Genomic DNA, 21,274 nt, shown 5'->3' on the forward strand with positions numbered 1-21,274 from the left:
CGAATGACCGACCAGTCTTTTGCGCCGCGTTTGCCCGAGGAGGTTCCCGGCGCTGACTCCACGCCGCTGGGCGAGATGCGCTGCCCTGCCCCCAGCGTGCAGGAAATCATCAAGAACGATGCCAAGAAGGCGCCGCCGGTGCTGGCGCACGAAAGTTACAAGTTCCTCGGCAGCGAGGACATCGGCTACGAGCGCTACTACGACCAGGCCTTCTTCGACGCGGAGATCGAGAAGATCTGGAAGCGCGTGTGGCAGTGGGTCTGCCGCGAGGAGCATATTCCCAACCCCGGTGACTACTACGTCTACGAGGTGGGCCACCTGTCGTTCATCGTCGTGCGGCAGGAAGACATGAGCGTGAAGGGCTTCTGGAACGCCTGTCTCCATCGCGGCACCAAGCTGCGCTCGTCCGAGGGCTGCGGCTCGGCCAAGGAGCTGCGCTGCCGCTATCACGGCTGGAGCTGGGATATCGACGGCGGCCTCAAGCACATTCCGTGCCCGTGGGACTTCACCCACGTGAAGTCGTCCGAGTTCAGCCTGCCGGAGGTGCGGGTGGGCCGCTGGGGCGGCTTCATCTTCATCAACCCGTCGGAGGAAGGCCCGAGCCTTGAGGAATATCTGGGCGTCATCCCCGAGCACTTCGCCAACTGGGATCTCGACAAGCGCTTTGTCGAGCTGCACATGGCCAAGGAGCTGCCGTGCAACTGGAAGACCGCGCAGGAGGCCTTCCTCGAGTCCTACCACGTGCTGGAGACGCACCCGCAGCTGCTCTACGGTGTCGGCGACGCCAACGTGCAGTACGACATCTTCGACGACCACGTCTCCCGCTTCTATGCGGCGGGGGGCGTGAACAGCCCGCACCTGGAGAACCCGCTCACCGAGCAGGAGCTGGTGGACCGCATGCTGGTGGGCGACCGCTCCGTGCTGGACCCGGAGGAGCTGAAGGTGAAGGAGGGCGAGACCGCCCGCATCGTGATGGCGCGCTTCCTGCGCAAGGCCCTGGGCGAGAAGTACAAGGCCGACCTGTCGCGCTTCTCCGACTCAGAGATGATCGACACCATCGAATATCACCTGTTCCCGAACATGGTGCTGTTCCCGGGCATCTCGCTGCCGATGGTCTACCGCTTCCGTCCCATCGGCACCGATCCGAACCGCACGCTGTTCGAGATCCTGTTCCTGCGTCCCGTTCCCGACAACGGCGAGCGGCCGGAGCCGGCCGAGGTGCACTACGTCGCCGAGCACGAGAGCTATTCCTCCGTGCCCGGCATGGACCCGGCGTTCGGCCACGTCTACGACCAGGATACGGACAACCTGCGTGACCAGCAGCGCGGCTTCCGCGCCAGCAAGAAGCGCGGCCAGACCCTGGGCAACTACCAGGAGTCGCGCATCCGCCACTTCGAGCAGGTCATCGACAAGTACCTGGCGCGCGACTGATCGCGGGCCGCTCTTGCGGTGAACAGTTCCAGGGGGGGCACCCGGGCCTATCCTTTTTGACAGGAAGCCCGAGTGCCCCCTTGTTCACGCGCAAGGCACTCGTACGATCGTCCAATAAGAAAGCCCGGAAAACGCGGGAGAGGCGCCTCAAGGCGCCAGGGGAGATACCATATGGGTCCGATCGACCAGGAAACGCGCGCCGCCTTGCGTCAGGTGGCGGACAAGCAGGCCATCGCCAACTGCCTTGCCATGCACAGCCGCGGCGTTGACCGCGCCGACGCCAATCTGCTGGGGTCCACCTATCACCCGGAGGCCGAGGAAGCCTACGGCATCCGCCCCGCATCCCAGTTCGTCGCGTTTGTCACGCAGATGCAGAAGGGTCTGCCCAGCACGCTGCACCGCACGAACCAGATGTGGATCCGGGTGGAGGGCGACACCGCCCGCGCCGAGAGCTACGTGACGGCGTATGTGGAAACGCCGGGCGAGGGTGGGAACACCCAGCGCCTCATCGGCGGACGCTATCTCGATCATCTCGTCCGCCACGAGGGCGAATGGCGGATCGCCCGCCGCATCTATGTGATGGACTGGAACATGAACTGGCCGAGCACGGCCCAGTGGCCGGACCCGCCGGTGTCCATGGCGCACTTTGTGCCGCGCGGCGGTCATGGCGCGGCCGATGCGGGCCGGGCGCTGCTGACGCAGGCGGCCGCCAGAATGACGGATAAGGGAGGGAAGGCCATGTCGGCGCACGAAATCGACGTAGATATTGATGCCCTGCTGTCCAAGCAGGCGATTCAGGAACTGATCATGGCCTACGCGCGCGGCGTGGACCGGGCGGACAAGGAGCTGCTGGCCTCCATTTTCCACGACGATGCCGTGGTGGTCTCGGGCGTGATCAACGGCAGCGGCAAGGAATTCGCCGAGGGCATCTGCGACTATGTCCAGGCCAATCTCCAGCGCTGCTTCCACTCCGTCGCCAACGTCTGGATCGAGGTGAAGGGCGACCGGGCGGTGGGCGAGAGCTATGTGATCGCCACCTCCACCGTCGGCGACAAGGAGACCTTCACCGGCGGCCGCTACATCGACAGCTACGAGCGCCGCAACGGCGTGTGGAAGATCAGCAGCCGCACCTTCGTGCTGGACTGGACCTCGGCCGGCCCGTCCACCTACGAGTCCGGCGGCTTCTATGAAGGGCTCACCAATCTGGGCTGCTTTGGAAAGGAAGACCCGGTCTATCGTTTCTGGGGGTGATGGTCCCGCAAACACAATGAGGGGAGGAGGGGAACATGACCCAGCCGGTGCGGCATCCGCTGACGTTGGACGGGCGTGACCCGGGCATTCTGCGGGGCGACAAGATCACGGGCGACCGCTACTACTCGAAGGAGTTCGCAGAGGCGGAATGGGACCGCATGTGGACCCGCATCTGGCATGTGGCGGGCCGCGAGAAGGACATGGAGGAGCCGGGCGACTATGTCGTGCATGACTTCATGCACGAGTCCGTCATCTGCGTCCGCCAGGACGACGGCTCCATCCGGGCCTTCTACAACACCTGCGGCCATCGCGGCCAGCGGCTGGTGTGGAACAACTCCCACGCGGTGCAGGGCTTCAAGTGCCCGTACCACGGCTGGCTGTGGGGCCGCGACGGCGTGCTGCGCGCGGCGCAGGATCCGGAGGATTTCCCGCAGGGCAATCCGTGCGGCAAGCTGAAGCTGCGCGAGCTGCGCTGCGACACCTGGGGCGGCTTCGTCTGGTACACCATGGACGACAACGCCCCCTCGCTGCAGGAATACCTGGAGCCGCTGCCGGAGCTCTACAGGAACTACCCCATGGAGACGGCGGTGTGCGTGTTCAGGATGAAGATCAACCTGAACACCAACTGGAAATTCGCCACCGACAATTTCAGCGAATCCTACCACACCCGCACCGCGCACCCGCAGGTGCCGCCGTGGATCGATCAGGACGTGGACAGCGCCCGGCACGAGATGTTCCCCAACGGCCACGGCCGCACGGTGCAGCCCATGCGCCCGTCGCTCACCGACCGTCTGCCGGAGGGCGTGCCCCATCCGTTCGACGCCATCCTGCGCCAGTGGGACATCGACCCGGATGCCTATCCGGACTACGAGACCAAGGCCATGCAGGGCTGGCTCGACCTCAAGGCGGCCAAGCGCCGCCTGTGGAAGGAGCGCGGCTATGTGCACTACGAGAAGATGAACGACGAGGAGCTGACCGACAGCCCCCACACCGTCATCTTCCCCAACGTGACGCTCTCGTTCCTGCCGGACAACCTGATCTTCTTCCGCACCGAGCCGCACCCGGACGATCCGAACAAGTGCACCTTCGATCTGTGGTGCATGGCCTATCCGGTGGAGGGCCAGACCGAGGTCGAGTCCATCATGGCGGGCGTGCAGCCGCTGCGCGAGGCCGAGCTCCAGGTGCGCGACTTCGATGACGGCCGCGGCGTGCCCGAAATCGAGGGCCAGATCGTCTATCAGGACATGATGCTGGCGGAGGGGCAGCAGCGGGGCATGAAGTCGCGCGGTTACGAGGACAGCTACCTCGCCGCGCAGGAAACCCGCGTGCGCTTCTTCCACGAGGTGCTGAACGATTATCTGGAAGGGCGCCGCTAGGCCGCGACCCCTTTCCATGGAAAGAGGAAATCAGGGGTTGGACAGCATGTCTGGAACACAGGTCCGCAGCGGCGGGTGCCTGTGCGGCGCGGTACGCTATACGGTGTCGCGCGAGCCGCTGCGCACGGTCGCCTGCCACTGCCGCGACTGCCAGAAGCAGGGCGGCGGGCCCATGTCGGTGCTGGCGGTTTACCGGCAGGGCGATGTGATGTTCTCGGGCACGATGCGCGCCTTCCGGCACAAGGCCGAGAGCGGCCGGGAGGTGGTGCGGTGGTTCTGCTGCACCTGCGGCTCGCCCATTCATTCGGAGTCGGAGCAGAGCCGGGAGAAGGGGCTCGTGCTCCTCAAGGCGTCCACGTTCGATGACATCTCCGATCTCAATCCATCCGCCCATTTCTGGGTCACGAGCGCCCAGCCGTGGCTGACACTTCCTTCAGGTGTCGAGCTGCGGGAGCGGCAATAACCTTGAGCCTGCAATGACGAAAACCAACGGTGAGGAGGATGCAGTGGCGAATGTGGTGATTACCGGTGCCAACCGGGGAATTGGTCTGGCGCTGACCCGTCAGTATGCCGAGGCGGGCGACAACGTCCTCGCGCTCTGCCGCTCGCCGGAAAAGGCAGAGGCGCTCCAGAAGCTGGCCGCCCAGTCCGGCGGCCGGGTGAAGGTGGGGGCGATCGACATCGGCGATACGGCCTCGGTCGAGGCGGCGGCGAAGCTGGTGGACGGGCCGGTGGATATTCTCATCAACAACGCCGGCGTGCTTGGCGGTGACCCCGAGCGCCAGACCCTCCAGAACATCGATTACGACGCCTGGGCGGACTCGTTCAACATCATGGCCATGGGCCCGTTCCGGGTGGTGAAGGCGTTCCTGCCGGCGCTGGAGAAGGCCAAGGGCGCGAAGATCATGAGCGTCAGCAGCCAGCTGGCGGCCTCCACCTGGCCCTATGGCGGCTACTATGTCTACAGCAGCGCCAAGGCGGCCGGAAACCGGATCATGCAGATCCTGGCCATCGACCTGAAGGACAAGGGCATCGCCGTTGCCAACATCCACCCCGGCTATGTCCAGACCGACATGGGCGGCCCGAATGCGGAAATCACGCCGGATGAAAGCGCTGCCGGCATCCGCAACGTCATCGCCAACCTGACGCTGGAGAACAGCGGCAAGTTCTTCAAGTGGAACGGGGAGTTCCACCCGCTCTGACGAGCGGCCGGGGCGTTCTGTCCGCGGCCTAGCCCAAAGGCTAGGTGCGGTGGTCTGGTCCGGCGTCGAAAATGGAATCCAACGAGATTGCATTGAAGACGCCGGACCCACCGGCGCAAGGGGGAGGACAGAAGAATGGGCCGGGTTTCCGGAAAGGTTGCCATTGTCACGGGCGCTGCGTCCGACGGCGGTCTGGGTTTCGCGACGGCGCGGGCGCTGGCGCGGGAGGGCGCGAAGGTCGTCCTCACGGATCTCAATGAAGCCGAGGTTCTGAAGCGGGGCGAGGAGCTGCGCGCGGCGGGCGGCGACGTGCTGGCCCTGGCGCAGGACGTCACCGACGAAGCGCAGTGGGATCAGGTGATCGCCCGCACCCGCGAGGCCTACGGCCAGCTGGATATTCTCGTCAACAACGCGGGCGTTGCCATCCTCAAGTGGATGGATGCAATGACGCTGGCGGATTTCGAGCGGCAGATCCGCATCAACCTCACCAGCGTCTATCTTGGCAGCGCGGCGGCGCTCAAGGTGATGCGTGCGCAGGGCAAGGGCGGTGTCATCACCAACCTGTCGTCCATCGCCGGCCTTGTGGGCGTGCCGGGCGCGTCGGCCTATGCGGCGAGCAAGGCGGGCGTGCGGGCGTTCACCAAGTCGATCGCGCTGGAAGCGGCGCGCGACAACATCCGCTGCAATTCCGTCCATCCGGGCGTGATCTGGACCGACATGCAGAAGGTCGCCATCCGGGACAACCCGGAGCAGTACGACATCCTGAACGCGTCGATCCCGATGGGGCGCATGGGCGAGCCCGACGACATCGCCAACATGATCCTGTTCCTCAGCTCGGACGAGGCTAAATACATTACCGGGGCCGAATTCACCGTGGATGGCGGCCTGACTGCTCAATAATCGATATTTCCGACAAGGGAGCCGGGCATGACCTCATCGGCCTACGATGTCGCCGCGCTGGCAGCGCGTCAGGAAATTTCCGACGTCATCCATCGCTATTGCCACGCGATCGACCGCCGCCGCTGGTGGCTGATGGAAACGGTTTTCCATGAGGACGCCACCTACAAGTTCACTGCCATCGAAGGCGGCTGGCGGCATTTCGTGGCGGAGGCCCGCCGGCTGGTGGACCCCCTTGCGGTGACCCACCATCAGGTGAGCAACATCCTGGTGGCGCTCGACGGCGACGTTGCCCACACCGAGACCTACCTGACCGCCTATCATCTGGTGCCGGCGGACTATCCGACCGACCTGGCCTTCCCCGGCACGGGGCAGGCCTATGAGGTGGTGACCGGCGGCCGCTATGTGGACCGCTTCGAGCGCCGCAACGGTGTCTGGAAGATCGCCCATCGCACGGGCCTGTTCGACTGGCGGCGGGACCAGCCGCTGGCGGACGGCGGCCTGTCCGAAGCGCCCGCCAACTGGCGCGGCCAGCACGGCGACCTCGACCCCTCCCGCAGCGTGGCCGCTCGCTGGCGCTCGCCTGCGGCGGCGGAGGCGTAAGGTCATGGCGAGTATCCCGGCGACGCGGCACGTCTGGCGCCTGATCCGTCACCCGGAAGGGGACCGTTTCGAGGAGGCGCTGCGCCTTGAGGAGGAGGCGACCCCTTCGCTTGGCGAGGGGGAGGTGGCCATTCGCGGCGAATACCTCTCGCTCGACGCGGGCACCCGCATGTGGATGACCCCGCGCACGGACGGCTACCAGCCGCCGGTGCCGCTGGGCACCCCCATGCCCGGTCTGGTTCTGGGCCGGGTCATCGGCTCGCGCAGCCCGGCCGTTCCCGAAGGCAGCCTGGTGCGCGCCTTCGGCCAGTGGTCCGACATTTCCGTGGTGCGGCCGGAGGCCAGCGGCCTTGCGGTACTTGACGAGACGGTGGCGGACGCGCGCCAGCACCTCGGCGTGCTCGGCATGAACGGCTGGACCGCCTATGTGGGCATCACCGAGGCCGGGCGTGCCCGGCCGGGCGAGACCGTGCTGGTCTCGGCGGCGGCGGGAGCAACGGGGATGCTCGCGGCGCAGATCGCGCGCAACATGGGCTGCCGCGTGATCGGCATTGCGGGCGGGGCGGAGAAGTGCCGCGTCCTCACCGACGACCTGGGCCTCGACCAGGCCATCGACTACAAGGCGCAGGATGTGGAGGCGGCGCTGGCCGCCCTGCCGCATGGCGTTGACGTCTATTTCGACAACGTGGGCGGCCCGCTGCTGGATGCGGTGCTGCCCAACATGGCGCTCTATGGGCGCATCGCGGTGTGCGGCCTTGTCGCCACCTATGCGGAGACCGGCGCGCCGCGCGGTCCGGCCCGGTTCGACCAGATCCTGATGAAGCGGCTGTCGGTCACCGGCTTCTTCTCGCCGGATTTCATGCACCGCGGCCCGGAGATCAACCGGCTGATGCGCGGCTGGCTGGAGGCAGGGCGCATCACCCTGCCGTTCGATGAAACACAGGGGCTGGAGAACCTGCTCACCGCCTATGGCAAGCTGTTCCGGGGCGGTAATATCGGCAAGACGCTGGTCCGGCTCTAACGGGGAGGAAGGGAAGGCTCATGACAGTCAACCGGCAGATCGTGCTGAAGCGGCGGCCAAACGGCATTCCGGTGCCGGAGGACTTCGCGCTCGCCGAGGCGCCCATGCCGGTGCTGGCGGAGGGCGAGATTCTGGTCCGCAACCGCTGCTTCTCCATGGAGCCGGCCATTCGCGGCTGGCTGGACGACAAGGAAAGCTATTTCCCGCCCATTCCCATCGGCGGGCCGATCCGCGCGCCGAGCCTGGGCGAGGTGGTCGAATCCCGCCATCCCGGCTTCCAGCCGGGGGACATCGTGCGCGGCCTCAATCACTGGGAGGACTATTCGGTCCTCACCGAGAACACCATCCTTCTGGAGAAGCTGCATCCCGACCGCAGCCTGCCGCTGTCCTATTACGTCGGGCCGCTCGGCGGCTCGGGGCTGACGGCCTATGTGGGCCTCCATGACGTGGGGCGGATCCGCGAGGGCGACACGGTGGTCATCAGCGCCGCCGTCGGCGCTGTCGGCGGCGTTGCGGGGCAGGTGGCGCGTCTGCGCGGCTGCCGCGTCATCGGGCTGGTCGGCTCGGAGGAGAAGGCGCGGTTCGCCACGGAACAACTGGGCTACCACGCGGTTGTCAACTACCGCGCGGTGCCGGATCTGGCCGAGGCGGTGCGCGCGGCCTGCCCGGAGGGGGTCGATGTGTACTTCGACAACGTGGGCGGCGCCACGCTGGACGCCATGCTCATCAACATGAAGACCTACGGGCGCATCATCGCCTGCGGCATGATCGCGGCCTACAACCGGCAGGACAACCCGCCGCCCATCTTCAACCTGTGGGAAATGGTGGCGCGCCAGCTGGAGATGAAGGGCTTCCTGCTGCAAACCTATGCGGCGTCCATCCCGGCGGCGCAGGCCCAGCTGGAGGCGTGGATCCGCTCCGGCGCGCTCATGGTGTCCGAGCACAAGCGCCATGGGCTGGAGAACGCGCCCGCCCTGTTCTGCGAGTTGATGGCGGGCAAGACCACCGGCAAGGCGGTGCTGGAAATTTCCTGAGAAATCGGGGCCTGAGATGTCCCTCGGGGACGGAAGGCCGGCGCGTCCCGCGCGCCGGCCGCACCGGTTTCAGGCGATGTCGAGCTTCACGTGCGGCAGCTTCGACAGGTCGGAGTCGTGGGTCGGGCTCGTCTCCTGGATTTCGATGATGTTGCCGTCCGGGTCCTTGCCGTAGACGGCCTTGATCTCGCCGAAGTTGACCGGCTCCCGGCAGAAGGTCATGCCCGCCGCGCGCAGCCGCTCGTATTCGGCGTCGATATCCACCACGTCCAGGCAGAAGTGGGTGTAGCCGTGGTCGTTCGGGCGCAGCGGCTCGCCGCCGCGCGCCGCGGGGCTCGAATATTCAAACAGTTCCAGGTGACAGTTTCCGGCCCGCAGCATGGCGGCGCGGGCGGCCGAGCCGGGCACGCCGATGGTGCTGTCGATCACCTCGCTGTCCGCCCAGGTGATGTCGGAAATCAGGGTGAAGCCAAGAACGTCACGGTAGAAAGCCAGCATGCGTTCAAAGTTTGGCGTGTGCAAAGCGATATGGTGAATGCCCCGAATCATGCGGCCGATCCTCCCCTTGGCTGAATGAGCGCGAACATTCTGTGCGTCTGCGCACCCGCCCGTAACCAGCCAATCTGATAGTTGTGCCTGTGCGGGGTTGGCCGTCTGCTGCGGCGACTGCCGAATAGATTGGGCGACCCCGAAGGGAGGCGGACATGGTTATCCGATACGATGCCCCGGGCAATGTGCTGGTGCTGACCAAGGGACATCCGTTCGAGCGCGAGCCGTTCGCGGCGCTGATCGAGGCCGTGCTGCCGGAGGGCTGGACCTGGACGCTGGCGGAGCATCCGGCGGCCGCCGGGCTGCTCGACCCCGAGCGGGCCGCGCCGTTCGACGTGATCCTGTTCTACGACATGCCGGGCCTCCTGTTCCGGCCCGGCGAGCCGCCGCTGCATGTGGAGCCGCCCGCCTGCCTCAAGGCGGGGTTTGCGGCGCTGCTGGAGCAGGGCAAGCCCCTGCTGTTCCTGCACCACGCCCTGGCGGGCTGGCCCGCCTGGCCGGAGTACCGGCAGGCCATCGGCGGCCATTTCGACTACGGCCGCAGCGGCTACCGCCACGGCGTGCGCCATTTCGTGCGGGTGGTGGCGGACCATCCCGTCACCGCCGGTCTGGGCGAGGGGTTCTGGATCGAGGACGAGCTGTATCTCGTCGAGGTGGACGAGGCGGACAAGCAGCCTCTCCTGCGCTCGGACCATCGCTTCGAGCGTGACGGCTTCTATGCGGCGGACCTTGCCGTGCGGGGCAAGATGTTCAGCAACGAAGGCTGGGAGCATCCGCCGGGCAGCAACCTGATCGGCTGGACGCGCCAGGCGGGCAACAGCCCGGTGGTCTACCTCCAGTGCGGGGACGGCCCCAGCGCCTACGAAAACGAGGGCTTCCGCCGCCTGCTCGCCAACGCGATCTGCTGGCTGGCCTCGCAGGGGAAGCGGGGCTGAGGCCGGGATGAAGAAAAGGGCGGCGCGGGGAGTGTTTCCCGCGCCGCCCTTTTTCATGCGGTTGCCTGTCGGAGCGCCTGTCAGGCGGTCTTCTGGTACATCTTCTCCGCGATCATCTTGCGGAGAATGTCCTTCTTGATCTTGCCCGATGCGGTGCGCGGGAAGCTGTCCACCAGCTCCACGTGCTCGGGGTATTTCTGCTTGGCAAGGCCGGTCGTTGCCATGTGGGCGGTGATCGAGGCCATGTCCGGTCTGCGGCCGACGCGCGGGATGATGTAGGCGCAGATGCCCTCGCCGAGGCGCGCGTGCGGCATGGCGACGACGGCGGCCTCCTCCACGTCCGGGTGCAGGTGCAGCGCGTCCTCGATTTCCTTGGCGCTGATGTTCTCGCCGCCGCGGATGATGAGGTCCTTCTTGCGTCCGGTGATCAGCACGGCGCCGTCGGGCGTGATGAGGCCGATGTCGCCGGTGCGGAAATAGCCATCGGGCGTGAAGGCTTCCGCGTTCTGGGCGTCGTCCGCATAGCCGAGGAACATGGCCGGGCCGCGCGCGATGATCTCGCCTTCCTGGCCCTGCGGCACCGGATTGCCCGCGTCGTCCACGATCAGCACGTCATAGTCGATGATGCGCCCGTCGGTGGTGGCCGCCAGTTCGGCAACGTCGGGGCCGACCCAGCCGAGCGTGATCAGCGGCGTCTCGGTGCTGCCATACACGCGGAAGGCGCGGCCGTTCTCGAACAGGGCGTTGGCCTGGCGCACGATCTCCGGCGGCACCGCCGCGCCGCCGCAGGCGAAGAAGCGGATGCTGGGCAGGCGGGTGTTCTCGGCCCGCGCCGTCGCCACCAGCTCCTGGAGGAACGGGGTGGCGGCCACCGTGCCGGAGATGCGGTGGTGGTTGATCAGCTTCACCGCCTCGGCCGCGTTCCAGTGCTCCATGAGCACGGTGCGCGTGCCCGAGAGGAACGGCAGTTCAAGGCCGTTGCTGTAGCCGCTGATGTGGGTGACGGGCGAGGGCATCAGCACCACGTCGCCCTTCTGGATGCCCCAGTACTCCGTGCAGGCGGCCACGGCGCGGGCGATGCTGTTGTGGTCGTGCAGCACGCCCTTCGGCCGTCCGGTGGTGCCGGAGGTGTACATGATCATCTTGACCGACTGCGGGTCCACCTTCGGCCAGTCGATGCTGCGGCCCCGGCCCGCTGCCACCAGATCCTCGTAGGCGGCGTCGCCCTCGCCGTTGCCCCGCACCACGATCACCGACTTCAGGTCCGGCAGGTCGGCGCGGATTTCCTCCAGCATCTCGGCATAGTTGAAATTGCGGAAGGTGGCCGGAATGAAGATCGCCCGGCTGCGGCAGTCCGCCAGGGTCAACTTGACCTCGGCCCCGCGGTAGATGTGGACGATCGGGTTGATCACCAGTCCCAGCAGCGCGGCGGCCACGTTGATGACGGCCGCCTCGACCCAGTTCGGCACCTGGAAGCTCACCACATCGCCCGGGCGCAGGCCCCTGTCCCAGAGGCTGACAGCCAGGGCTTCCGCATCGGCCAGCAGGGAGGCGTAGGTCACCGGCTGCGGCTGGTCGAGAAAGATCTCCGTATCGGGTTCGCGGGCTGCCCATTCGCGGGCGAGATCGGCGATGGTGCGGTCGCGCCACACGCCGAGGTCGCGATAGCGGCGGCAGGCCTCGGGATCACGCCGGATCGGCCAGTTCGTCGGCGAGTTCATAACGTTCACGATCCTTGTCGTTGGGCCGCTTGTCGAGGCCGTCCGCAACCACGGCCGGCCGGGCGGACCGGAAAATGTCACGCCTCCCTTATTCAACCTTTCCGCCGCTTTCGGGGCCCCGCATTTTCGTTAGGTTGACGGTCGGGTTGCGCCTGCCGATTCTGGGCCGCAAGCTGTTCGAACCCTGCGGTGAAATAGGGGATCATGAAGGCGGCGATGCGGTCGAGGTCGGTTGATTGGCACAGTCCGCCGGACTGGCGATCGACGAGCCCTGCCTGGGTGAGGATATGCACGATCGCGGCCTGGTAGAAATAGAAGGCCCAGTTCAACGCCTCCTCATCCAGTGTCGGCATGGCCCGGGCAATCTGGGCGATGAAGGCCTTCACTGTCGGGTCGTAGGACTCGATGATCGGCGCGACGAAGCTCTCCTTCTGCGGCGCGCTCGAAACCTGGGCCAGCAGGCGGATGTAATTGGCCCATCCCTCGCCGCCGCGCAGCACCCGCTCGAACACCGGCGCAATGAAGGCATGGAGAATCGCCGAAAGCGGCGGCGGCGTGTCGCCCGCCTCCCGGATCACCGCCTCCAGCGCCCGTTGCAGCCCCGCCGCATGGTCATCCGCCCGCCGGGCGATCACATGGCGGAACAGGTCCTCCTTGGAGCCGAAATGATAGCTCGCCAGCGCGAGCTGCACGCCCGCCGCCTGCGTAATGTCCCGCAGCGAAACCCCGTAATAGCCGCGCTCGGCGAACAGGGCCTCGGCTGCGTCAAGAATTCTGGTGCGCGTGCGCTCCGTGTTGGGGTGCCTTTTCAGGACCGCAACGGATACCTCCGCCATCACTGCCTCTCTGCGCTGCTGCCGTTCCATCACACGAAATGTCGAATCCAAATTGACAAAAAGAAAGCCTGAATGGAAGATTTGAACAAACGTACAAAAAGCATAGGGTGGAGGGGAGAGCCTCATGACTGCTCAGTTTGGTTCCCGTCTGGATGGCGCTGACCTGCGGACGACACTGCGCGGTGATCCGATCACGCGGGAGCGCTACTGGTCCCGTGAATTCATGCAGCGCGAGTGGGACCGGCTCTGGACCCGCATCTGGCACATTGGCGGCATGATGCGCGATCTGGAGGAGACCGGCGACTATGTGATGCATACGCTCGGGCGCGAATCGATCATCATGGTCCGTCAGGAAGACGGCTCGGTGAAGGCGTTCTACAACGCCTGCCTTCACCGGGGAAATCGCCTGGTGCAGGCGGAAGTGGGCGGCGCGCCCACGCTCACCTGCTCCTACCACGGCTGGCGCTGGGCGCCGGACGGCACGCTCCTGTCCGCCCAGGACCCGGAGGACTTCGCCGGCGGCAATCCCTGCGGCAAGCTGAAGCTGGTGGAGATCCCGTGCGCCGTCTGGGGCGGCTTCGTGTGGTTCAACATGGACCCGAACTGCGTGTCGCTTCAGGACTATCTGGGCCCGGTGGCGGATCTGCTGGCGCCCTACGGCATGGAGGACATGGTCCGGGTGATGTACCTGACCGCCGAGGTGGACTGTAACTGGAAGATCATCCGGGACAACTTCAACGAGTCGTACCACCTGCCGACGCTCCATCCCGAGCTGGCGACTTTCATCAACGACGACTACACCGACACCGTCTTCGAGCTGCTGCCCAACGGGCACGCCCGCATGTTGATGAAGGGCATGGAGCCGTCGGCCCGCTCGCCGGATGCGGACAAGATCCTGCCCCCGCTCGACGACATGATGCGCCAGTGGGATCTGGATCCGAAGGACTTCGAGGGCCGCACCAAGGAGATCCGCCGGGCGGTGCAGCTCCAGAAGCGCAAGCTGGGCCCCGCGCGCGGCTATCGCCATTACGAAAAGCTGAGCGACGACCAGCTGACCGACTACCACCACTACACGCTGTTCCCGAACCTCACCTTCACCATGAGTGCGGACGGCTATCAGGTGCTGCGGACGGAGCCGCACCCCACCGATCCCGAGAAGTGCATTTTCGACCACTGGTTCCTGATGCACCCGGTGGAAGGTGTGACCGAGGTGGACGTGCCGATCGGCCGCGTGCCGTTCGTGCAGGCGGAGCGGGTGCGCTTCAAGCATGGCGACGCGACGCTGGGCTTTGTGGCGGACCAGGATCTGAGCGTGGCGGAGACCCAGCAGCAGGGCCTGCATTCGCGTGGGTATACGGGGGGTGTCCTGACCGGGCAGGAAGGCCGCATCCAACGCTTCCACGAGCTGCTGGACGACTGGCTGGAAGGTCGCGTGACGCTCTGAATGGGGTTACGGGCGGCGCACTCAGAAAAGGCAGAAAATCGCGCCGCCCCCTGAAGGGGAGAGAGAAAACATGGCTGATCGGGATGCACTGAAACCGGGCATGGCGCGGTGTCCGGGGCTGTCATGGCAGGATCTTCTGGCGAACGACTCCCGTCCGGTGCCGGATTTTCTGAAGGAGGAATCCTACGAATACCGCGGGTCCGAGCCGCTGGCGGCGGAGCGCTACACCAGCCGCGAATTCATGGAGCTGGAAAACCGCAAGATGTGGCCGCGCGTGTGGCAGTTCGCGGCACGCGAGGAAGACCTGCCCGAGCCCGGCGACTATGTGGTCTACGAGAACGCGGGCCGCTCCTATCTCGTGGTCCGTCAGGAAGACGGCTCGGTGCGGGCATTCCATAACGTCTGCCTCCATCGCGGCCGCAAGCTGCGCACGGAGAGCGGCTGGGCGGCGGATTTCCAGTGCCCGTTCCACGGCTTCACCTGGAATACGGACGGCAGCCTCAAGCACATTCCCTGCCGCTGGGACTTCCCGCACCTGACCGAGGAAAAGATGAAGCTGCCCGAGCCCGAGGTGGGCCGCTGGGGCGGCTATATTTTCCTGCGCGAGGAGCCGGGCGGCCCGAGCCTCGAGGACTATCTCGCGCCGCTGCCGGAGCACTTCAAGCGCTGGAAGCATGAGGAATGCACCACCGCCATCTGGGTCGGCAAGATGGTGCCGGCCAACTGGAAGGTGACGATGGAGGCCTTCATGGAGGCCTGGCATTCGCTGGTCACCCATCCGCAGCTGCTGCCGTTCACCGGCGACGCCAACGCCGCCTACAACATCTACGGCGACAATGTGAACGTGAACCTGGTGCCGTTCGGCACCATGTCTCCGCACATCGACCCGACCGGCAAGACCCAGCAGTGGATCGTTGACGAATTCGTCAAATACAACGGCCGCTCGGCGGACAACTACGATCCCGAGCAGGACAGCTTCAACGTCCAGGTGCCGGAGGGCAAGACCGCGCGCCAGGCGCTGGGCGAGAGCCTGCGCGCCTTCTCCACCAAGGCGTTCGGCCGCGATCACAGCCATGCGTCCGACGCGGAGATGATCGACGCGCTGGTCTACAATGTGTTCCCGAACTTCGCGCCGTGGGGCGGGTTCATGCCGAACATCGTTTACCGCTGGCGGCCGGGCAACGACCCTGACCACTGCCTGATGGAGGTGCGCATTCTCACCCGCGTGCCGCCGGGCCAGCCGATCCCGCGCGGCGTGCCGATGCGCTTCCTGAAGGAGGACGAGCCGTGGGCGACCGCGACCGAACTCGGCGTGCTTGGCCACGTGTTCGATCAGGACATGGAGAACCTGCCTTACGTCCAGGAGGGCCTGAAGGCCTCCAAGAACGGCGAGGTTCACCTCGGCAACTATCAGGAAATCCGCATCCGCCACTTCCAGCAGACGCTGGACAAGTATCTGGCGGGCTGAGGCCGCAAAGCCCCGCGCTGCCGTCGGGCGGCGCGGGCGCCGCCGGCGCGGCGAGACCGCCGGCGCGAAAACAACGGCATATAAAAAAAATGCCGCCGGATCAGGGACCCGGCGGCATTTTTTTTGCTCGAATTTCGAGAGGCGGTCGGGGGTGCCTCAGCCTGCAATGCGCGGCAGCGGCGCGTGGTCCGGCCCCGGCGCTTCATCGGGGACGGCCACCTCGATCATGCCGTCCACCACCCGCACCGGGAACAGTTTCAGCGGCCGGTAATTCGCCCCGCCCAGGCACTTGCCGGAGGTCAGGTCGAAGCGCGCGCCATGCAGCGGGCAGGTAATCGTGCCCCGGCGCACGCGGCCTTCGTCCAGCGTGGCGGCGGCATGGGTGCAGCGGTTCACCACTGCGTGAAGCTGCTCCTCGTTGCGCGCCACCAGCACCGGCCAGCCGTTGATGATGAAGGCTTTCGCCTGGCCGTTGGCGAGTTCGGCTTCGGGAAGAACCTGATGATAGGACTCACTCATGGGCACTTACTCGTTCATGTTTTTCACGCCCTGCCGCGGCAGGACAGACAGGATGGTGGACGGGACGGAATGGTCAAGGGTTTTTCTGCCAATAATCCCGCCATCCGTCATGCTGCCCGCTGGATGAATTCCTCCAGGGTCGATTCCGCATCGCCCAGCAGGTTGGCGAGCACCAGCAGCTGCTTGTGGCCATGACCGATCGCCAGCTCGTCGGAGACGCCCATACCGCCATGGAACTGGATGCATTCATGGCCAACCCGGAGGGCCGCCTCGGAGACATAGGCCTTGGCGCCGGCAATGGTCTTTTCGCGCGAGGCCTCGTCCGCCAGGGCCGCGCCGTAGACCAGCGAGCGCGACTGTTCGGTCAGGGCGTAGAGCTGCGCCATGCGGTGTTGCAGCGCCTGGAAGCTGCCGATCGGCGCGCCGAACTGCTTTCGGGTGCGCAGGTATTCGAGCGTGGCATCGAACATGGAGCCCATGATGCCCAGCATCTGCGCGCAGGCGCCCAGCCGCGTGGTGGCAACCGCGCCGGTCAGCGCCTCGAGGCCGTCGGCCAGCCGGGCCGAGGCCGGCACGGTGACGCCATTGAGTTCGATCTCGGCGGCCAGGCTGCCGTCGGCGAGGCGGAAGCTGCGGCGCTCCAGCCCCGGCGCATCGGCGGGCACCAGATAGAATTCGATCTGCGCGCTGTCCGTGCCGCGGGCCGAGACGATGAACAGGTCAGCGGCCTTGCCGGAAAGGGTGAAGATTTTCCGACCGGTCAGTCGGACGGAATTTCCCTCCGGCGCGGCGCGGGTTTCCACGTGGGCGAGGTTGTAGCGCGCGCCCGTCTCCGCATGGGCCAGGGTGACGTGCCGCTCGCCGGACATGATGCCGGGCAGGATCTCCGCCTTCTGTTCGTCGGTGCCGGCACGGATCAGCAGGTCGCCGGGCAGAACCACGTGGCCAAGCACCGGCTCGACCACAAGGCCGCGGCCGAGGGCTTCCATCACCACGAGCAGTTCGACGGGGCCGCCGTCCAGGCCGCCAAGGTCCGACGGGAACGGCAGCGCCAGCAACCCCAGCTCCGCCAGCATCGACCAGTTCTCGGGGGAGAAGCCGAGCGGCATCGCCTGATAGGCACGGCGTTGGTCCAGATCGTAGCGATCCGCAACGAATCGCTCGACCATGTTCTTCAGCAATACTTGTTCTTCTGTCAGGTCAAAATTCACCAGACGGGCCTCAGTACTTGTTTGGAGGCACATTATCCGACGATGGCGGTCCCGCGGACGCTCTCAAAAAAGCTAGTTCGCGCTGCATTGCAAAAAATCGAGGGAAAAACGCCACGTCCCGGCCGGTTCTTGCACCCGGAGGCTGGTCACGTCGAACGCTTTTATATAAACTCGACGTTGTAGAACTAACCGTTGGATCCCGTTTCACAGACAAGGGTTTGAGGGAGGCCCGTGAAACGGTGTGTGTCGAAAACGACTATAAGAGAGAAGAGACGATCCGCCATGTTCACTCCGCAAAATATCGAGGCCGTCACAATCCGCTCGCCGGCTGACATTCGTCGGGCCGCCGAGGAGTTCAAGCGTATCGTGTCGGAGATGTCCGACCTGCGTATCGCGCCGTGTCACAATATTGCGTCCAAGCAGCCCATGGTGGATGCCGATGGCAATGTTCTGGCAGCGGACGTTTTCGGCTGGGCAGCCCCGCATGAGCGGTGGTGGCAGAATTCGCGCCTGGCGCTGCACTCGCCGCTGCCGTGCGCCTGCCGTTACGAGAGCGAGCCGTTCTGGTGCAACAAGCGCGGCTTCTATACCCGTCAGCCGAACCGCTATCTGGAGGCGCTCGACCTGTCGAGCTTCGAGGTGCATTCGCTGTCGGCGGCGGCGATCGTGGTGCCGATCCACCTGCCGTTCGGGCAGATTGCGGCCGTCAGCTTCTCGCCGTCGGATGACCGGGACGACCTGTCCCGGGAATATGAGGAAATGGCGGACGAGCTGGCGGTTTACGCGCGCACGTTCATTGCCGGTTACGTCAAGGCGATGGGCACGTCGCAGTGGCTGCCGTCCGGTGCCCGTCTCAGCAAGCGCGAGGTGGAATGTCTGCGCTGGGCGGCCATCGGCAAGACGGACGAGGAAATCAGCATGATCATGGCGCGCAGCCGCGCCACGGTCCGCTTCCACATCCACAACGCCTCGCTGAAGCTGGATGCGGTGAACCGCAGCCAGACCGTGTTCAAGGCGGCCCAGCTGGGCTTCCTCAGCGTCGCCTCCTGATGCGCCTCACCCCGGAGCCGCTCGGGGGGGCGGCACCGGCTTCATGATTGCGGAATAAAAGAAAGGCCCGCCGGTTGGCGGGCCTTTCCTTTTTGCCTTTGCGGGCGCCGGATCAGTAGCGCCAGCTGAGCTGCACCTGCACCGTGCGGGGCAGCACGCCGAAGCCGAGCTGGTCGGCCAGGAAGCCGTCCGGAGTGCCGGTGTTGCCGCCGGTCGACGGACCGTCCACCACGCCCGTGGCGTAGAAGCGGTTGGTCAGGTTCTTGCCGAGCAGGGCCAGCTCCCAGCGGCGGTCGAGCGAGCCGACGCGCACGCTGGCATCCAGGTTCACGTAGCTCTTCTGGCGCGAGGCTGGGTTGCCGAAGCCGGAGGCGAGGTAGTTGTCGCTGTACCGGGCATCGACGCCGATGCCGAACAGGAGGTTGTTGCTCACTTCCCGTTCGTAGCTCGCGCCCAGCGTGGCGGTCCACTTCGGCGCCATGGCGAGCGTGCTGCCCGTCAGGTTCTGGCGGGTATAGGCATTGACGGCCGCGTTGAACTCCAGGTTGCACCCAGCGGCCGGGGTCTGACCGGCGTAGCAGGGCGCGATGAAGTCAAGGTAGCGCGCCCGGTTGTAGTTGAGCGAGCCGTGGATGTTCAGGCCTTCCACCGCCTGCGGCGCATACTCGAACTCGATCTCCACGCCCTTGGTCCGCGCGTCCGCCGTCATGGTCTGGAAGGCGAAGATGGGCGAGTTGAAGAAGTCGATCTGCATGTCCTTGTACTTGAAGCTGTACAAGGCGACGTTGAAGCGCAGCTGACGATCGAGCAGCGTCGTCTTGATACCGCCTTCGAAGCCCACCGCCTTTTCCGGCTCGAACGTCAGGTCGCCCAGCGGATCGTTGGAGAGCTTGGAGTTGATGCCGCTGTTGGAGAAGCCGCCGGACTTGTAGCCGGTTTTGAACGCGGCATAGAGCATCACGTCGTCAACCGGGCTCCAGCTGATGGTGGCTTCCGGCGACCAGTTGTTGAAGCTCTGCTTGGCGGTGGTCACGCCCAGGCCGTCCGGGTCGTCCGCCGGGCGGAAGATCCAGGTGAGCGCCGGGTTGTTGTAGGGCTGCGAGAAAATGCTGTCCTTGGTCTCGTGGGTGTAGCGCACACCCGCGGTGGCCTCGATCGAGTCCGCAAGCCGCCAGATCACCTGACCGAAGCCGGAGACCGTCTCGCCGTCGGTCTTCGAGGTCTTGGTGGTGGCCAGGTAGCGGTTCGCCGGCGACGCCGTGGAATTCGCCACGTTGCCGAACATGATCCACTGATTGAACTTGCGGTTCGTCTTCTGATAGTAGCCGCCGACCAGGACGTTCACCGGTCCGTCATAGGAGGTGAGGGCGCGGAACTCGGTGGAGAAGGCGTCGTAGGACGTGTTCTCCGTCGCCCAGTTCGAGATCGAGCTCGACTGGAAGTCGCAGGCGCAGGCCCAGCGGTTGTTGTTCCAGTTGTAGTTGGTCACCGAGGTCAGCGTGATCGACGGCAGTTCGTAGTTGACCGTGCCGGTGATGGCGAAGGACTTGTAACGGTTGTAGAGGCTGCCGTCCTTCTTGGCGTAGGGCATGTCGCGCGCCACTTCCGCCGGGAGGTTGTTCTGGTGGGTGACGAACTTGCGGTCGCACTTGTACTGCGGCAGCAGCATGCTGTAGCCGGTCGGGCAGTTGAAGGCGACGTAGTTCCACGAGTTGTTGTTGACTTCGTTGTAGGTGCCCGACGCCTTCAGGGTGGCGGTCAGCTGGTCGTTCGGCGTCCACTTGAGGGTGATGCGGCCGAGCAGCTCTTCCTCGCCCGGAGCCTCGCGGTCAGCCGGCAGGCCGACCAGCGGCGTGCCCGGCTGTTCGGTGATCACGTCGACCACCGGATAGGTCACGGGCTCGGCGATGTTGCGGTAATAGCCGCCGTACATCTTGGAGGCGCGCAGCGAAACGCGCAGGCCCAAGGTGTCGTTCAGCGGCACCGAGGCAATGGCCTCGCCCTGGATCTGCTCCGACTTGAACTCGTAGCGGGCGCGGCCGATGATCTCCAGTTCGTCGCCCGGATCGGCGCTGGTGATGGAGACCACGCCGGCGGTGGCGTTCTTGCCGAAGAAGAGCGCCTGCGGGCCCTTCAGGATTTCGAGGCGCTCCAGATCGAAGAAGCCTTCGTTGATGGTGCGGCCCTGGCCGTAGTAGACGCCGTCAACGATCACCGCCACCGACTGCTCGATGCCGATGGAGGTGGACGACGAGCCGATGCCGCGCAGGGTCATCTGGGCGCCCGAACCGTTGGAAGCGCGACCCACGGTGAAGTTCGGCGTACGCGCCGCGATCTTCTCCAGGTTGGTCAGGTCCTGCCGCAGCACCTGCTCGCCGCTGAGGGCGGTCACGGCGACGGGCACGTCCTGCACGCTTTCGGCGCGCTTACGGGCGGTGACGATGATTTCGTCGAGGCCGACCTGAACGCCCGGGCTGGCAGGCGTACTCGTTTGCGCCAACGCGAGCGCCGGCGCGGCAGCCCAAATGACGCACATCGCCGTCGATGCGCGAGTCAACGCGTACTTCATGCTTGTTTCCTCCCCATGAGAGATCGCTGATTAAGCGGCAAAAATGCCCTTGTTTGTCAGGGCGTCCGCGGTTGGCCCGCTTGGCAAAAACTCTATGGGTAAAAAATGAAACGGTCGGACTAGCTGAATGGATAGGTGGCCACGCCTTGCCGTTGAA

Annotated in this window: 19 protein-coding genes; 13 read left to right on the forward strand and 6 right to left on the reverse strand. The window is 65.6% G+C overall.

Features of this window, described 5'->3' with window-relative positions; genetic code table 11:
• The first annotated feature begins 3 nt into the window (after positions 1-3).
• The 9 genes from ACSJJU_RS13765 (at position 4) to ACSJJU_RS13805 (ending at position 8,815) form a co-directional block, all read left to right on the forward strand.
• Complete coding sequence (locus ACSJJU_RS13765) at positions 4-1,431, forward strand: aromatic ring-hydroxylating oxygenase subunit alpha (RefSeq protein ID WP_435916167.1); 1,428 nt, start codon at positions 4-6, stop codon at positions 1,429-1,431.
• A 171-nt stretch (positions 1,432-1,602) separates the two neighbouring features.
• A complete protein-coding gene (locus ACSJJU_RS13770) occupies positions 1,603-2,682 on the forward strand; it encodes a nuclear transport factor 2 family protein (protein WP_435916168.1) in 1,080 nt (359 codons plus the stop codon).
• Between the two features lie 35 nt (positions 2,683-2,717).
• Positions 2,718-4,058: an aromatic ring-hydroxylating oxygenase subunit alpha gene (locus ACSJJU_RS13775; RefSeq protein ID WP_435916169.1), complete on the forward strand. Its 1,341-nt coding sequence runs from the start codon at positions 2,718-2,720 to the stop codon at positions 4,056-4,058.
• 46 nt (positions 4,059-4,104) lie between these two features.
• Positions 4,105-4,521, forward strand: a complete 417-nt coding sequence (locus ACSJJU_RS13780; protein ID WP_435916170.1) for a GFA family protein — start codon at positions 4,105-4,107, stop codon at positions 4,519-4,521.
• Positions 4,522-4,534: 13 nt separating this feature from the next.
• Positions 4,535-5,260, forward strand: a complete 726-nt coding sequence (locus tag ACSJJU_RS13785) for an SDR family oxidoreductase (protein ID WP_435916171.1) — start codon at positions 4,535-4,537, stop codon at positions 5,258-5,260.
• 135 nt (positions 5,261-5,395) lie between these two features.
• Positions 5,396-6,160, forward strand: a complete 765-nt coding sequence (locus ACSJJU_RS13790; protein WP_435916172.1) for an SDR family NAD(P)-dependent oxidoreductase — start codon at positions 5,396-5,398, stop codon at positions 6,158-6,160.
• 27 nt (positions 6,161-6,187) lie between these two features.
• Positions 6,188-6,760 carry a nuclear transport factor 2 family protein gene (locus ACSJJU_RS13795; protein ID WP_435916173.1) on the forward strand — a complete coding sequence of 191 codons (573 nt, stop codon included), beginning with the start codon at positions 6,188-6,190 and terminating at the stop codon, positions 6,758-6,760.
• Positions 6,761-6,764: 4 nt separating this feature from the next.
• Positions 6,765-7,781, forward strand: a complete 1,017-nt coding sequence (locus tag ACSJJU_RS13800; protein ID WP_435916174.1) for an NADP-dependent oxidoreductase — start codon at positions 6,765-6,767, stop codon at positions 7,779-7,781.
• 20 nt (positions 7,782-7,801) lie between these two features.
• Positions 7,802-8,815, forward strand: coding sequence for an NADP-dependent oxidoreductase (locus ACSJJU_RS13805; protein ID WP_435916175.1), 1,014 nt, complete (start codon positions 7,802-7,804; stop codon positions 8,813-8,815).
• Positions 8,816-8,884: 69 nt separating this feature from the next.
• On the opposite strand, the gene ACSJJU_RS13810 is transcribed toward ACSJJU_RS13805, so the two are convergent.
• Positions 8,885-9,364 carry a VOC family protein gene (locus ACSJJU_RS13810; RefSeq protein ID WP_435916176.1) on the reverse strand — a complete coding sequence of 160 codons (480 nt, stop codon included), beginning with the start codon at positions 9,362-9,364 and terminating at the stop codon, positions 8,885-8,887.
• 155 nt (positions 9,365-9,519) lie between these two features.
• Here ACSJJU_RS13810 and ACSJJU_RS13815 point away from each other — a divergent pair, with 155 nt between their 5' ends.
• Positions 9,520-10,299 (forward strand): ThuA domain-containing protein, encoded by a 780-nt coding sequence (locus ACSJJU_RS13815; protein WP_435916177.1) that lies wholly within the window; start codon positions 9,520-9,522, stop codon positions 10,297-10,299.
• 80 nt (positions 10,300-10,379) lie between these two features.
• Here ACSJJU_RS13815 and ACSJJU_RS13820 read toward each other — a convergent pair whose 3' ends face one another.
• Positions 10,380-12,020 carry an AMP-binding protein gene (locus ACSJJU_RS13820; protein ID WP_435916178.1) on the reverse strand — a complete coding sequence of 547 codons (1,641 nt, stop codon included), beginning with the start codon at positions 12,018-12,020 and terminating at the stop codon, positions 10,380-10,382.
• A gap of 92 nt (positions 12,021-12,112) precedes the next feature.
• The gene (locus ACSJJU_RS13825) at positions 12,113-12,856 is read right to left on the reverse strand and encodes a TetR/AcrR family transcriptional regulator (RefSeq protein ID WP_435916179.1); all 744 of its coding nucleotides are present in this window, start codon (positions 12,854-12,856) and stop codon (positions 12,113-12,115) included.
• A 124-nt stretch (positions 12,857-12,980) separates the two neighbouring features.
• On the opposite strand from ACSJJU_RS13825, the gene ACSJJU_RS13830 reads away from it, so the two are divergent.
• Both ACSJJU_RS13830 and ACSJJU_RS13835 read left to right on the forward strand, forming a co-directional pair.
• A complete protein-coding gene (locus ACSJJU_RS13830; RefSeq protein ID WP_435916180.1) occupies positions 12,981-14,300 on the forward strand; it encodes an aromatic ring-hydroxylating oxygenase subunit alpha in 1,320 nt (439 codons plus the stop codon).
• Between the two features lie 70 nt (positions 14,301-14,370).
• A complete protein-coding gene (locus ACSJJU_RS13835; protein ID WP_435916181.1) occupies positions 14,371-15,768 on the forward strand; it encodes an aromatic ring-hydroxylating oxygenase subunit alpha in 1,398 nt (465 codons plus the stop codon).
• Positions 15,769-15,924: 156 nt separating this feature from the next.
• Here ACSJJU_RS13835 and ACSJJU_RS13840 read toward each other — a convergent pair whose 3' ends face one another.
• Positions 15,925-16,287 (reverse strand): Rieske (2Fe-2S) protein, encoded by a 363-nt coding sequence (locus ACSJJU_RS13840; RefSeq protein ID WP_435916182.1) that lies wholly within the window; start codon positions 16,285-16,287, stop codon positions 15,925-15,927.
• Positions 16,288-16,394: 107 nt separating this feature from the next.
• Positions 16,395-17,531 carry an acyl-CoA dehydrogenase family protein gene (locus ACSJJU_RS13845; RefSeq protein ID WP_435916183.1) on the reverse strand — a complete coding sequence of 379 codons (1,137 nt, stop codon included), beginning with the start codon at positions 17,529-17,531 and terminating at the stop codon, positions 16,395-16,397.
• Between the two features lie 249 nt (positions 17,532-17,780).
• On the opposite strand from ACSJJU_RS13845, the gene ACSJJU_RS13850 reads away from it, so the two are divergent.
• Positions 17,781-18,548, forward strand: coding sequence for a helix-turn-helix transcriptional regulator (locus ACSJJU_RS13850; RefSeq protein WP_435916184.1), 768 nt, complete (start codon positions 17,781-17,783; stop codon positions 18,546-18,548).
• 112 nt (positions 18,549-18,660) lie between these two features.
• Here the strand turns inward: ACSJJU_RS13850 and ACSJJU_RS13855 are convergent, their stop codons facing one another.
• Positions 18,661-21,117, reverse strand: a complete 2,457-nt coding sequence (locus ACSJJU_RS13855) for a TonB-dependent receptor (RefSeq protein ID WP_435916185.1) — start codon at positions 21,115-21,117, stop codon at positions 18,661-18,663.
• Positions 21,118-21,274: the final 157 nt, after the last annotated feature.

Origin of the sequence: Pedomonas sp. V897 (assembly GCF_051304405.1) — a bacterium.
GTDB lineage: Bacteria > Pseudomonadota > Alphaproteobacteria > Sphingomonadales > Sphingomonadaceae > Pedomonas.